Annotated in this window: 14 protein-coding genes; 6 read left to right on the top strand and 8 right to left on the bottom strand. The window is 42.6% G+C overall.

The annotated features are described in order from the left end of the window. Window positions 1-2: 2 nt before the first annotated feature. Window positions 3-362 carry a Lin0512 family protein gene (locus ACQ4XT_RS00580; protein WP_220585610.1) on the bottom strand — a complete coding sequence of 120 codons (360 nt, stop codon included), beginning with the start codon at window positions 360-362 and terminating at the stop codon, window positions 3-5. Between the two features lie 162 nt (window positions 363-524). Between ACQ4XT_RS00580 and ACQ4XT_RS00575 the strand changes: the two genes are divergently transcribed. The 4 genes from ACQ4XT_RS00575 to ACQ4XT_RS00560 all read left to right on the top strand — a co-directional run bounded on the left by ACQ4XT_RS00575 (window position 525) and on the right by ACQ4XT_RS00560 (window position 3920). Beyond that, window positions 525-1313, top strand: coding sequence for an ABC transporter ATP-binding protein (locus ACQ4XT_RS00575; protein WP_446852041.1), 789 nt, complete (start codon window positions 525-527; stop codon window positions 1311-1313). Continuing rightward, the gene (locus ACQ4XT_RS00570; RefSeq protein WP_446852040.1) at window positions 1297-2055 is read left to right on the top strand and encodes an ABC transporter permease; all 759 of its coding nucleotides are present in this window, start codon (window positions 1297-1299) and stop codon (window positions 2053-2055) included. The genes ACQ4XT_RS00575 and ACQ4XT_RS00570 overlap by 17 nt, the downstream gene beginning before the upstream one ends. 18 nt (window positions 2056-2073) lie before the next feature. Then, window positions 2074-3078, top strand: a complete 1005-nt coding sequence (locus ACQ4XT_RS00565) for an ABC transporter substrate-binding protein (protein ID WP_446852039.1) — start codon at window positions 2074-2076, stop codon at window positions 3076-3078. Window positions 3079-3230: 152 nt separating this feature from the next. Then, window positions 3231-3920, top strand: coding sequence for an RsiV family protein (locus tag ACQ4XT_RS00560; protein ID WP_446852038.1), 690 nt, complete (start codon window positions 3231-3233; stop codon window positions 3918-3920). A 179-nt stretch (window positions 3921-4099) separates the two neighbouring features. Here ACQ4XT_RS00560 and ACQ4XT_RS00555 read toward each other — a convergent pair whose 3' ends face one another. The 6 genes from ACQ4XT_RS00555 to ACQ4XT_RS00530 form a co-directional block, all read right to left on the bottom strand. After that, entirely contained in the window at window positions 4100-4648 is a 549-nt protein-coding gene (locus ACQ4XT_RS00555; protein ID WP_446852037.1) for a GNAT family N-acetyltransferase, read from the bottom strand. Window positions 4649-4922: 274 nt separating this feature from the next. Then, window positions 4923-5603, bottom strand: coding sequence for a class F sortase (locus tag ACQ4XT_RS00550; protein WP_446852036.1), 681 nt, complete (start codon window positions 5601-5603; stop codon window positions 4923-4925). 2 nt (window positions 5604-5605) lie between these two features. Next, on the bottom strand, window positions 5606-6406 hold the full coding sequence (locus ACQ4XT_RS00545) for a DUF4397 domain-containing protein (protein ID WP_446852035.1): 801 nt from the start codon (window positions 6404-6406) through the stop codon (window positions 5606-5608). Between the two features lie 217 nt (window positions 6407-6623). Continuing rightward, window positions 6624-7745 (bottom strand): amidohydrolase, encoded by a 1122-nt coding sequence (locus ACQ4XT_RS00540; protein ID WP_446852034.1) that lies wholly within the window; start codon window positions 7743-7745, stop codon window positions 6624-6626. A 234-nt stretch (window positions 7746-7979) separates the two neighbouring features. Next, window positions 7980-8741, bottom strand: a complete 762-nt coding sequence (locus ACQ4XT_RS00535) for an SDR family NAD(P)-dependent oxidoreductase (protein ID WP_446852033.1) — start codon at window positions 8739-8741, stop codon at window positions 7980-7982. Window positions 8742-8884: 143 nt separating this feature from the next. Then, window positions 8885-9790 (bottom strand): TIGR01777 family oxidoreductase, encoded by a 906-nt coding sequence (locus tag ACQ4XT_RS00530; RefSeq protein WP_446852032.1) that lies wholly within the window; start codon window positions 9788-9790, stop codon window positions 8885-8887. Between the two features lie 109 nt (window positions 9791-9899). Between ACQ4XT_RS00530 and recX the strand changes: the two genes are divergently transcribed. Then, complete coding sequence (gene recX, locus ACQ4XT_RS00525; RefSeq protein ID WP_446852031.1) at window positions 9900-10712, top strand: recombination regulator RecX; 813 nt, start codon at window positions 9900-9902, stop codon at window positions 10710-10712. A 21-nt stretch (window positions 10713-10733) separates the two neighbouring features. Here the strand turns inward: recX and ACQ4XT_RS00520 are convergent, their stop codons facing one another. Continuing rightward, complete coding sequence (locus ACQ4XT_RS00520) at window positions 10734-11552, bottom strand: HAD family hydrolase (protein ID WP_446852030.1); 819 nt, start codon at window positions 11550-11552, stop codon at window positions 10734-10736. A 188-nt stretch (window positions 11553-11740) separates the two neighbouring features. Here ACQ4XT_RS00520 and glcT point away from each other — a divergent pair, with 188 nt between their 5' ends. Then, on the top strand, window positions 11741-12583 hold the full coding sequence (gene glcT / locus ACQ4XT_RS00515) for a glucose PTS transporter transcription antiterminator GlcT (RefSeq protein ID WP_446852029.1): 843 nt from the start codon (window positions 11741-11743) through the stop codon (window positions 12581-12583). Window positions 12584-12660: the final 77 nt, after the last annotated feature.

The following is a 12660-nucleotide window of genomic DNA, read 5'->3' as shown; positions in this document are numbered from 1 at the left end:
TATTAATATCCTACTTCGATGGCTGCGTTCACGATATACATCAAGTCATTCTTATCTTCTTTTTCTTCTAGTACAATTCCGCTTGTTGTCAACATTCCGCCTTCCATCACTTCAATGTTCACCTCACCGTAAGGGATGGCTTTTTTCACTTCTTCATGGTCGAGTTGATCGAAGTCGCATGGAAGAGCAAGCTTGACATTAATCTTCATATTATCCAGGGATTGTTCTGGTAAAACCGAGCGGATCCCTGGCATGGAGTTTGTATGGATAGCATTTTTGATTGCACGTACAGCGGCTTTTGTGACATTTTGACCGTGGACATCTGTCCCCATTCCGGTCTGAATAAACATTAGTTGATCCATGGAAATCCCACCTTTCCTTTTCATCCTAACACATAGGGCGGAGCGATTAGAAAAGATTGCTATCTAATCGTTGACACACAATTCCGAACATCTGTATAATCTAAAACATATAATTAAAACATACTATTTCTATAGGAATTATAATCATAAGGGTGTGACGCATTGTTTTTATCCATAGATCAAGTTGGGAAGACCTTTAATGGTAAAGGGAAAGATGGTTTTGAAGTCTTTTCTGGAATCGATTTGAATATTGAAGAAAATCAATTTGTCTCACTTCTAGGACCGTCCGGATGTGGGAAATCAACGCTCCTTTCAATGGTTGCAGGCCTGGAAGGTGTCACATCCGGCGCTATCCGGTTGGAGGGAGAAGAAATTAAGAAAGCTGGACCCGACCGGGGGATGGTCTTTCAACAACCGTCGCTTTTTCCATGGCTGAATGTAAAGGAAAATGTCCTTTTTCCGTTAAAAGGGCACGGGTCAAAGAAAGAGGCGGAGGAGAGGGTGGACCGTTTCTTACAGATGGTTCACCTCAGCAGGTTTAAAGAAAATTACACCCATGAGCTTTCTGGTGGAATGCAGCAGCGGGTAGCGATTGCAAGAGCGCTTGCCATGGATCCTAAAGTGTTACTCATGGATGAGCCGTTTGGCGCGCTTGATGAACAAACGAGACATATTCTTCATGAAGAACTGATGAAAATCTGGCAGGAGACGCAAAAGACGATTCTGTTCGTTACTCACAGCATTCAGGAAGCAATCAAATTATCTGATCGGGTGGTCGTCATGGGAACACGACCAGGGCGGATCATCGCTGACTTTACCGTCGACCTTCCTCGGCCCAGGAAGAGGGATGATGAAAGGGTTATCGAACTTGAGCGGAAGGTCATGGATCTCTTGGAAGGTGAAATCAATAAAGTTTTGAAGGAAGAACTTCATCATGAAGCTAGCTATTAAGAGAATTGGTTTTTTAGTTGTCGTTTTAGGTTTATGGCAGTTGGTGTATTCTATCGGTGTCTTTGAAGATATCGTCTTCCCATCACCAATCAAAGTGGGCATCGCTTTGTATGAAGGATTTGCTGATGGTGATTTTATTAAAGCATTGGGCGCGAGTTTTCGTCATTTATTCATGGGTTTGTCCCTTGCTATATTGTTCGGGACCGTTATTGGGGTTCTGCTTGGGAAATCGAAACAGGCAGATGAAACGGCAGGGATGTACCTGATTGCCTTACAGAGTATTCCTAGCATTGTATGGGTGCCACTTGCCATTATGCTTTTCGGTTTTTCTGAATTTGCCGTTGTATTTGTCGTGGTACTTGGAGGTACGTTCGTCATGGCTTTAAATGTACGGACCGCTATTTATAGTGTTCCACCACATTTGGTCCGTGCTGCGCGGACGATGGGTACCAATGGCATTCCTCTTTTTTTCAGAGTGGAAGTTCCATCGAGCATCCCGTATTTTATGACAGGTCTCAGGCTAGCCTGGGCCTTCAGTTGGAGAGCCCTTATGGCTGGTGAGTTGTTAAGCAATGGTCCTGGATTGGGGTACTCTTTAAGGTACGCTCAGGATTATGCACGCATGGATCAAGTGATTGCTATTATCATTATCATTGGTGTCATTGGTGCAGTCGTCGATCAAATTGTCTTTTCTAAATTAGAAAGAAATGTAAGGAAACGCTGGGGATTATTGAAATCATAGATAGGAGATGAGGAGAATATGAAAAAATGGTTATCCATTGTTGCTCTTGCTGTCATGAGTCTGGTGCTTGCTGCATGCGGTAGTGATGCAGGAGCGAATTCTGATGATGGTGGCACGACCGAAGAAATTACCATTGGTTACTTCCCGAATATCAACCACGTAGCGGGTATGGTAGCTGAAACGAAGGATTTGTATTCTGAAACATTGCCGGACGGAACAAAAGTGAATTACCAATACTTCCCGGATGGATCCTCGTTTATGACAGCGATCGAAACAGGTGACATCCAAGGAGGGCTTGTAGGACCCGGTCCAGCGATGAATCACTTTACAAGTGGAGCCGAAATTAATGTTGTGGCTGCAGGATCAACAGGCGGTACAGTGATTATGGCTAGAGAAGGAGCAGATATTGAGTCTCCGGAAGACCTGGCAGGGAAGACATTTGTTTCTCCGAGGGTAGGTTGTACACACGATGTACAATTTGAAACGATGATGAAAGAGGAATTCGGATTGACTTCCGACCGCATTGATGGAGAAATGAAACATGTCACAGGAAAACCAGCGACTTATGCAAGTTTGTTTGAGACGAAAAATGTTGATGTGGCGACTGTCCCTGAACCTTGGGCATCTTCTATAGAGGAACAAGGAAGCGGTAAAGTCCTTGTCGACACTCCGGATGTTGCTTTTGGGGAAACCTTGCCAGCAGCCGTGTTCGTTACTTCTCAAAAACTTGTGGATGAGAATCCTGATATGGTGGAAAGCATTGTAGAAGCTCACAAAAAAGCGACAGACTTCATAAATGAAAACCCAGAGGAAGCGAAACAGATCGCTATTGATAAAATTAAAGACATCACCGATCAAGAACTATCCAAAGAAGTCATCGACCGTGCCTGGGAGCGTATCGATTTCACGTATGATGTGAATGAAGAACATCTTCAGAAGTTCGCTGATTCTTCTTATGATCTTGAATTTTTGAAAGAAAAGCCGGACTTGACTGGTTTGGTTGACACAAGTTTCCTTGAATAATTGAGGAAGAGGCGGGTATTTGCACCCGTCTCTTTTTTTGTTTACGTTTAATTCTCGAAGAACACTACGCATGGAAAAAGGCAATAATGTTGAAAACATCCCTTTAGTTTTTATGATTTAGGTCAAACTAAAAGGTACAGGAGGGATGCTCATTGAAGCGCTTTTCAATCGTTTTGTTTATTTTTGGAACACTTTTGGTGTCAGGGCAGTCGGTTACGGCTGAAAGTGAATATAAAATCGTCCATAAAGATAAGGTTACGGAAGATTGGGAAGTCCATGTCGATTATCCGAGGTTTGAGCATTTGGAAAGTAAAGGTCTGCAAGATACCGTTAATTTTCAAATCGTACAGAAGCTTGAAGATACATTGAGAGACGTAAAGAGAGGGGCAGGGGAAATGATGGGAGTCCCTTACCTTTATTATGAAGAAACAGCAGTATTTAAAGAAAAGACCTTTTATTCTGTAGTGATGACCTCCCATATATCCAGAGGAAATCGCTATAATTCAACCGTCACCTCCATCAATTTTCAAGATGACAGAGGAGGGGAGATAAAGAAATTGAAAGACCTTGTATATATCGATCGATTAAATAAGGAAGTGAAGAAAGCGTTGGAAGCTGACCCGGATACGTATTTGCAGGAGCCCTTTGCTGGTGTAAGGGATAATACCGCTTTTTATGTGAAGGATGAACGCCTCGTACTCGTATTTAATAAATTTGAGGTCGCTGCTGGTGTCCATGGAACTCCTGAGATTTCAGTGCCTTTAAAAGGGGTTCTTAAAGAAGAATTAGAGAAGAAAGTGCCTCCTTTACCTTCCTATACATTATCCACACCTGGAATGTAGTATTCGTGGGTTTATTTATAGGATATCCACATAATCAACAATTGGTCGGGGGTGTTTTACCCACATATGTTTCCAGTCAAGAATATCTTCACAGCAGTAGTTTGGTTCATTTACTAACACTGTGCACAACCCTGTGGATAATGTTAATAACATATAAAGAAAAGAAGCATAAGCGTTGCTTATGCTTCCAACATTTCTTCTTCATTCTGTTCTCCGTAGTAATGAAACAAATATTGATCTTTTGTAATGACATACAAGTCATAGACATCGTCTGTACGGTTGATCCACGAAAGTACTTCCGGGTAAGCCTCATTTCCGCAGGATACATAAGGGATTTTTAAAGCCGCTTTCATGGAACGGACATTAGTGCGTCTGATTTTCATGAATACAGCTTCTATATTCAGCTGGAAAAACAATTCCTCGAAAAACGCTTCCTTCGCTATTTTATTATACCCTTTCCCAAAATAAGGCTGGCCGATCCATGTTGCTAAAAAACCTTTTCCGTTTTGTACATCAAAAAGATTGATGGTGCCAATAGGCTGCCCCCACTCATCAAGGATGGTACGTGATACCAATTCCCCCCGATCTTCAGCTTCTATAGTTTGTTTGGTTAAAAAGTAGAACTCGTCACTGGAAGCTGCTTTGTGTCGGACGTAAGGAAACACTTCAGGGTGGCTCATCAACTCAAATAAAACCGGGGCGTCATGTAAATCACGCTTTTTTAGCATAAAAAATCCCTCCTTGAATGAGGAGGGTGATCCAAACGCATAGGAAATAGGCGTTCACTGGCCGGTTCGGACCACCCTCGAATTTTTATCAATTGCTCACAAAAATTCGGGGTGGGAATCGAACCCACTAGAACCAGCGTCAATACTGGTGGCGCACCATTTGCCTTCCCTACACCAAAAGCTTATAAAATATCATCTAAACTTATAATAATCCACTCCGAGGAAAAAGTGAATAAAAACTTTGTAAAATGGACGTGGATTTTTTTACAAATTTTTATAGTTTCTGCCGATCTGTTAAAACAGTAAATACAGCTAATCTCTCTGAATAAGTGGAGGCCTCTTTATCATACGCTCCGGTGCAAGTGATGAGATTTAAACCGCGTGAATTTGTGGGACCAAAGATTTCCCTGATTGGGGCATCTTCGTAAGGATAGGATTCCATTCTGCTTACTTCAAAGGTAAGCTTCATGTGATCACCATAAACATGAATTTCATCTCCTGGCTTTAAATCTTTAAGGTCATAAAAAACAGCTGGCCCGCTATTGCCATCCACGTGTCCTGCAATGACAGCATTCCCTTGATCTCCGGGCATCGTTCCTGGTTCAAACCACCCGACATCGATCAAGGATTTTGGAACCGCCATACCGCCCTCCGGTGTGTACCCAAGAGCCATGATTGAAGCTTCCACATTAATTGAAGGGATATGAATACGATCAGGTGTGATGCCAGTTTGTTCAGAAGAAGCTATAACAGCCGGCGTGTAATTTTGTTTAACCGGGGCTTTCTCTGATTGATCGTTGACAAAAGGTTCCTTTTTAACTTCTACATCCTGGGTGCGTATGGTTTCTGATGTAGAAAGAACCCTGGATTCCTCTGCAGGTTCTTCATTCAGCCAATGGAAACTGATGAAAAATACGAGGAGACCCAGGGCTAAAGGGAAAAGTCTTCTTACCATTCTTACGCTTCTGAACGTTTACGAGTAAGCATAAAGCCAGCACCCATGGCTAGTACACCTAGAAGAGCTGCATACATCCAAGCGTTCGAAGTGGAATCTGCTGTTCCGCCTAAACCAGTCGCAGGCATCATTGTCGGCATTGCAGCAGAATCTTGAAGGAGCAATACTTCTGGGTTATCTGCTGTGCCAACAGCGAAAGCACTGTACACTTTTCCTGCTTCAAGGTTCGTACCTGAAAGGTCGATCAACTGTGTTCCATCTGTCGTACGAACTTCAAGGTCGTAGGAACCTGGATCAACTTCCATATAATCAGTGACCATTGGGAATTCAGCACCAGAGAATAAAGCATCTCCACCAATAGGACCTACATCAACGGCTGGTGCACCAGGAATGAAGTGACCGACACGGACTTTGGCCATACCTTCCGTTGCTTCCATAGAGTCTTGGATGGCCTTCAATTGAATGTTTTCTAAGTTATCAATCGCTGCAGCCGTATAAGCCATGCCTGCTTCTACATTTATCGTGGTAGAAATGACAGGATCTTGTTCACCTTTTGTTCCAGCTGCATAAATCTCTACCGTATGTTCACCGGCCGGCACTTCCAAATAATCGGTAGCTGCTTTAAATTCTGCACCTTCCACAACAGCTTCATCATTCAAATAAACATCAACGGCAGGGGCATCAGGCGATGCGTGCAGGACGCGGACCATAGCATTCTGATCATGGCTGTCAGCCAGTACAGAAGGTGCGAAGATTCCCAAAATCAAAACAACAGCAGCTAATGAAGAAAATAATTTTTTCATGTTCCCACTCCTTAATTTTTTTATATCCATTGCCGAACGCTGGAACGGCAATTTCTACAATAGGGGTTCTTACAACGCGTTGTAAAACTCTTGTACAAGTTTTGTATATTAAGCATATACACCCTTTGTACAACTTTCAAACCTTTTGCTATGCTCAATATGTTTTTTGAGAACATAGAAAAACACCGGAAATTCCTTCCGGTGTTAGAGTGCTTCACTATTCTTGGAAATATACCATTTTTCCGTCAATCATTGTCCATATGGGTTTAGAGAGGTACTCGAATGGATGTCCGCTCCATAATACAAGGTCAGCATCCTTCCCTTTTTCAATTGAACCGACCCTGTCATCGACACCAAGATTCTTAGCTGGTGTGATGGTGATCCCCCGAAGAGCGTCCTCGATTTCAAGACCTTCTCTGGCTGCGAGTGCTGCACATATGTTCAAGTATTGTATCGGTGTATAAGGGTGGTCCGTCGTAATGGAAACGCGGATTCCGTGATCATGCAGGATTTTATATGTCTGCCACGTTTTATTTCTAAGCTCGATTTTGGAGGCCCTTGTGAATGTTGGTCCCACGGAGACTTGTAATTCTCTGCCTGCAAGTTGATCCGCTATTAAATGTCCTTCTGTACAATGTTCAATTCGCAGATCAAGGTCAAATTCGTCTGCCAGGCGTAAGGCTGTTATGATGTCGTCCGCTCTATGGGCATGGATCCTTACGGGTATCTCTTTATTCAATGCTTGAAGAATGGGTTTTACACGGAGGCCGGGTTCTGGGTCTTTCATAGCTGCATAGAAGGTCTCCCTTAGTGTCCCCATAATTCCAAGTCTGGTTATGGAAGCATTTTTAGACTGGGAGTGGATCCTTTTAGGGTTTTCCCCTAAAGCGAGTTTAAGGCCCGCCGTCTCTCTTAGAATCATATCGTTGATCGTATGGCCCACCGTCTTAATAACAGAGGTTGTACCCCCGATCATATTTGCGCTCCCTGGCATTATATGAGCTGTGGTAACGCCAGCTTTCCTCGCGTTGAAAAATGCAGGGTCGAGAGGGTGGGCCCCGTCAATGGCTCTCAGGTGCGGGGTAACGGCCTCGATCGTTTCATTTGCATCACTGCCGGCCCAGCCGGTCCCTTCATCGTAAAGGCCAAGGTGAGTGTGAACATCAACGAATCCAGGGTAAAGATCCAACCCTTTGCCATCAATAAATTCTGCTTGTTTCGGCATCTCCATGCTTTTTCCGTAATCGTGTATTTTTCCATCGACCACATGCACACATCCATTTTTTATAGAAGGAGATGTGATGGGGTGGATATTGACATTCTTTATTACAGTGTTCATAGACATACAGCCTTTCCCTTCGATATACAATTATTATACTTTAAAAAACCCTTTTGGATAACAAAAAGAGCAAAGCTAAGCTTTGCTCATTGACCGTTTACTTGTCTAAGATGGATGAATAGGTGAAGACTCGACTTCATGTTGTGTAGTGAGCGTGAATAAAAGAAATGTTTAACAAGACCTATGGTTAAAACTGATCAGGACGGATTGTATAGCCAAGACCTCGACTTTTTTTTATTTTCTGTTTCTATTTACGTAAGGATAGAGGGGGTCTTTCAAGTGAAATTCATAGGTTTCTCCATCAACAATACCTACCACCTTATCGCTATCATAAAGATCAAGCATGAACTGAGCCATCTCTTCAGCTGTGTGGTATTGGGGAACGTTTTCTTCATAGCTGAATTGATTGACATCCATAGACCTTTTTACAAATTCCGTTTCTGTTGCCGCTGGTGCCAGCACTTTCGCCTGCATAGGGCTTCCTTGAGCTTGAAGCTCCTGAGCAAGTCCTTCAGTAAAAGCGCTCACAAAAAACTTCGTTGCGCAATAGGTAACGGCACCACCGACAATGGTGTATCCTCCACCTGAAGAAACATTTATCAATTGTGTTCCTTGTTGTTCTGCGTAATCTCTCACATACAAGGAGGTCAGGATCGTCAATGCTTCATTATTCAAACGAAGCATTTTTTCAATTTTAGGAAGTTCTTGATGTGAAATCGAGTCGAAGTTTCCGAAACCGGCATTGTTGATCCAGGTTTCAACTTCATACTCTTTTGTTCGTTCATAAAAATCATACACTTCCTCATTTTCAGCTAGGTCTGCTGTCATGATGACCACGTCAATTTCTGTATTCATTTCAGTGACTTTCGATTTTAACTCTTCAAGGTTTTTCTCTCGCCTGGCTGTCAGGATAAGGTTCTTTCCCCGTGTTGCAAAAGCCAAAGCTGCCTCATAACCGATTCCAGAACTTGCTCCCGTAATCACAGTGTACAACATTAAAAGTCCTCCTTGGATTTAGTTCGCTTGTTCAGGGGATCTTATTATTCTCATACCGCTATAAAATGTTCATACGTAATGATTCACCAGACGACTGATAAGCATTACATATATGAATAATCACCACCCAGGTTTAACATCGTCTATTTATTTAAGATGGAGGATAGGGCCGGTTGAAGTTCCGGATAATGAAAGGTGTACCCAGAGGCCATCGTTTTTTTAGGGATGACACATTGTCCATCTAAAAGAAGAGTACTCATATCACCTAGTGCCGCTTTAAGAGCAAAGGAAGGAGCTGTAATCCAATGGGGGCGATTCAGCACCTCTCCAAGTGTCTGCCCAAAATCTTTATTTCTTTTCGGGTTGGGCGCTGTCCCGTTTAAAGGGCCGTGAATATTGTTATTTTCGATTGCAAAATGAACAATTCCGACCACATCAGCGATATGGATCCAGGACATCCATTGTTCTCCTGACCCTAAATTGCCGCCAATCATCATTTTATAGGGAAGAATCATTTTCGGGAGCGCGCCTTCTTCCCCTAATATAATGCCGAAGCGGACATAAACCGTGCGAACTCCTTTATCGGCTGCTTGTGACGCGCGTGCCTCCCATTCCTCCACGACATTTGCTAGAAAATCATTTCCGGGTTCAGTGGTTTCTTCTGTGAATGTTTTGGTTTTTGATTGGCCGTAATACCCTACAGCAGAAGCGTTAACGAGCACCTCTGGTTTTTCCGGAAGTGCATCGATTAAATCCAATACGCCTTCTGTCGATTTGATTCTACTTTCCAATATGGACTGCTTTCTTTCCTCTGTCCAACGTCCACTATTCAATGATTCTCCTGCTAAGTTTACAATGGCATCAAGAACAGGGAGTTCTTGTTCTGGATGGAATTCCTCTTTCAACCAACCGACATAAGTCACTTGATCCGTGTCTTTGTACTTCTTTGGACTCCGTGTCAATATGTACACGTCATGCCCTTCTTGTACGAGCTTTTCTTTTAATTGGGTACCAACAAAACCAGTACCTCCTGAAATGGCGATGTTCATGTTTATTCCTCCTGTCTGCGTGAGGTTGTCAATAGTTTACTCCATTTGGTTCGGTTTGACGATACGCCAGCCGAATTCATGATAAAATATGGTCAAAGAGGTGAAGCGGATGGCTAAACTTACGAAAATTACCACACAGAAAAAACATAAAAGTCGATACAATATCTTCCTGGATAAAGGGAAGGGGGAAGAGTACGGATTCAGTGTCGATGAAGACGTACTTGTGAAATATCGTCTCCAAAAAAACATGGAACTTGATGAGTCACTGATTAACGCGCTGATTCAGACCGATACTCTTCACAAATCCTATACCCTTGCAATCAATTATTTAAGCTATCGTATGCGCTCAGAAAAAGAGATCCGGGATTATTTAAAAGACAAAGAGACCGATCCTGAGCATATTGAAGAGATCATTTCACGGTTAAACAAGGAACGGTTATTGGATGATCAGGAGTTCGCGAATTCCCTTGTGAGGACACGCATCATGACTTCGAGCAAAGGACCGCTCCTATTGAAAAAAGAATTATTGGATAAAGGGGTAGCTGCAGTGAAAGCGGATGAAGCTATCACGCATTATTCTTTTGATAAGCAATTTGAAAAAGCTATGAAATTTGCTGAAAAGAAACTGAGGAATGATGGTCGGAAATCTTTCCGTCAGCAAGTTCAAAATGTACAGCAGACGCTGATGCAAAAAGGGTTCCAGGGAGACGTTATCCAGGAAGTGATTGCTAATTTACCGGAAGATGAGGATAAGGACGCAGAATGGGAAGCGGTCGTCTATCAGGGGGAAAAACTGCTTCGCAAATTTCAGTCCAAAGCTGAAGGGTATGAGTTGAAGCAGAAAGTTAAGTCTGGTCTTTACAGAAAAGGTTTCACATTTGATCTCATTGACCGTTTTATTGACGAAAATATAAAGGAATAAAAAAAGAACAAGCCGTCTGACTTAAACGTCAGCCGCTTGTTCTTTTTTGCTCAACAGTCCTTTTTTATCCAAGTTCTCAATTGCCTCATGCACATGATCGACAACTGCACTTGCTTTTTCCTTCACCTGATCATGAGCCGTAGACATGGCATAGCTGTATGGAGTCATTTCAAACATGCTCAAGTCATTAAAAGAATCTCCGACACATGCGATTTCATCAGGTTGAATGCCGAGACCTTCAATTAACTGCCTGAGACCGCTTTGTTTGTTGATCGATTTAGGCATCATATCGACACATGTTTCATGAGAGATGAAGCTGTCAATTTCCTCTCCGAACGTCTCTTTAATTCTTTCAGCAGCTTTCATGACATCGGCTTCCTTCCCGTGCAACGCGATTTTTGAAGGGATAATCGTTTGGCCGACCTGTTCATTCAATTCAGGTTTGACGATGATTTCGTGAAACATCTGCTCAGAAATCATATCCACGAAGGCGTTCGATTCTTTCGTGAACGTTTCATCTGCTGTAGAGACTGTTTTTATCATCGGTTCTTGGTCGATCGTCTGAATAATTCGTTGAGCTAGTTCGGATTCAAATGTTTTGGCGTGGATCTGTGTATCTTCATCGTTGAACACAAACGCTCCATTTTGACTGACGCGATGACCATTTACACCTACGCGCTTTAGAACCTCGATAATCTCATGGTCCATACGGCCGGAGGCGACAGCAAGAGGCGGGCCCTCTTCCACCAATCGCTTCAATGCATCAATATCTTCGTTTTTAATATAATGATCTTCTCCAAGAAGGGTACCATCAAGGTCTGTGACAAATAGTTTAATCATTGATTCATCTCCTCTCCGTGCAGGTCGTTTCCCAGCACCTAAATGATTGTACACGACGTAATCGCTTTCACACAAAGAGGAAAGCTTATTCCTTAGCCTGCCACTTGTAAAAAAAACAAATCAAATATAGGATAGAAGTTATGAGATGATTGAAAACGCTTTTAGTGTTATTTAAGTGGGGGACCATTATGGAAAAGCAGATAAAGATAAAAAAAGTGCTCAATAATAATGTAGTCATTGCTTCCCACCCAACTTATGAAGAAGTGGTATTAATTGGGAAAGGAATCGGTTATAACCGGAAAAAGGGAGACGAAATTTCTTCCGAAAAAGCCGACAAGACATTTTTGCTGAGTAATGAACAGGAAAAAGAGCAATATGTGAGTTTATTGCCATACATCGACGAAAATTTGATTGACTTCATGAGTGATATCCTCCATCACGTTGAATCGCGGATGGGACAAGAGCTCAACCAGCACATTCACGTTGCGCTGACGGATCACCTTGCTTTTGCTATCAATCGAGCAAAAAAGGACCTTCAGTTCTCAAACCCATTCTTACTTGAAATTGAATCCCTTTATCCGAAGGAATATCAAATCGCGATGGAAGTCGTGACGATGATCTACGATAAAATGGGTATTCAATTTCCGGAAGGAGAGGTAGGGTTCATCGCTCTCCATATTCATAGTGCGGTAACAGACAAGACATTAAGGGAACTCAACCGTCATAACCAGCTCATCACACATCTTGTTAAGCTGGTTGAGGATACGATGGACGTTCAAATAGATAAAAAGAGTGTGGACTACCATAGGCTTGTTCAGCATTTGCACAGGGCTATTGATCGGGTTTACCAGGATGAAAACGTGGGAGATGAAATTCGTTTAGCTAACATGTTGAAAGAAGAATATCCTGTGTGCTATAATCTAGCATGGAAACTGATAAAAGTGATGCAACGGCAACTGAATAAACCTGTAGATGAGTCGGAAGCGATTTATTTGACGATCCATTTGCAGCGTTTAACCCATAAAACCTAAAACGTACGTGTTACTGACACGATCAGGCATGAGTACATGAAGGTGAAGTGGTTATCATAGGGATAGGACTATCCTTA

This window comes from Halobacillus sp. 12SKB (assembly GCF_052941655.1).
This window is presented reverse-complemented; position numbering and strand designations above follow the sequence as displayed.

Excerpts from the sequence above, each read along its gene's own strand:
- ACQ4XT_RS00530 (WP_446852032.1), bottom strand. The coding sequence starts at position 9,790 with ATGAACATCGCCATTTCAGGAGGTACTGGTTTTGTTGGTACCCAATTA.
- ACQ4XT_RS00555 (WP_446852037.1), bottom strand. The coding sequence starts at position 4,648 with ATGCTAAAAAAGCGTGATTTACATGACGCCCCGGTTTTATTTGAGTTG.
- ACQ4XT_RS00570 (WP_446852040.1), top strand. The coding sequence starts at position 1,297 with ATGAAGCTAGCTATTAAGAGAATTGGTTTTTTAGTTGTCGTTTTAGGT.
- ACQ4XT_RS00580 (WP_220585610.1), bottom strand. The coding sequence starts at position 362 with ATGGATCAACTAATGTTTATTCAGACCGGAATGGGGACAGATGTCCAC.
- ACQ4XT_RS00535 (WP_446852033.1), bottom strand. The coding sequence starts at position 8,741 with ATGTTGTACACTGTGATTACGGGAGCAAGTTCTGGAATCGGTTATGAG.
- ACQ4XT_RS00565 (WP_446852039.1), top strand. The coding sequence starts at position 2,074 with ATGAAAAAATGGTTATCCATTGTTGCTCTTGCTGTCATGAGTCTGGTG.
- ACQ4XT_RS00540 (WP_446852034.1), bottom strand. The coding sequence starts at position 7,745 with ATGAACACTGTAATAAAGAATGTCAATATCCACCCCATCACATCTCCT.
- recX (WP_446852031.1), top strand. The coding sequence starts at position 9,900 with ATGGCTAAACTTACGAAAATTACCACACAGAAAAAACATAAAAGTCGA.
- ACQ4XT_RS00520 (WP_446852030.1), bottom strand. The coding sequence starts at position 11,552 with ATGATTAAACTATTTGTCACAGACCTTGATGGTACCCTTCTTGGAGAA.
- ACQ4XT_RS00545 (WP_446852035.1), bottom strand. The coding sequence starts at position 6,406 with ATGAAAAAATTATTTTCTTCATTAGCTGCTGTTGTTTTGATTTTGGGA.
- glcT (WP_446852029.1), top strand. The coding sequence starts at position 11,741 with ATGGAAAAGCAGATAAAGATAAAAAAAGTGCTCAATAATAATGTAGTC.
- ACQ4XT_RS00550 (WP_446852036.1), bottom strand. The coding sequence starts at position 5,603 with ATGGTAAGAAGACTTTTCCCTTTAGCCCTGGGTCTCCTCGTATTTTTC.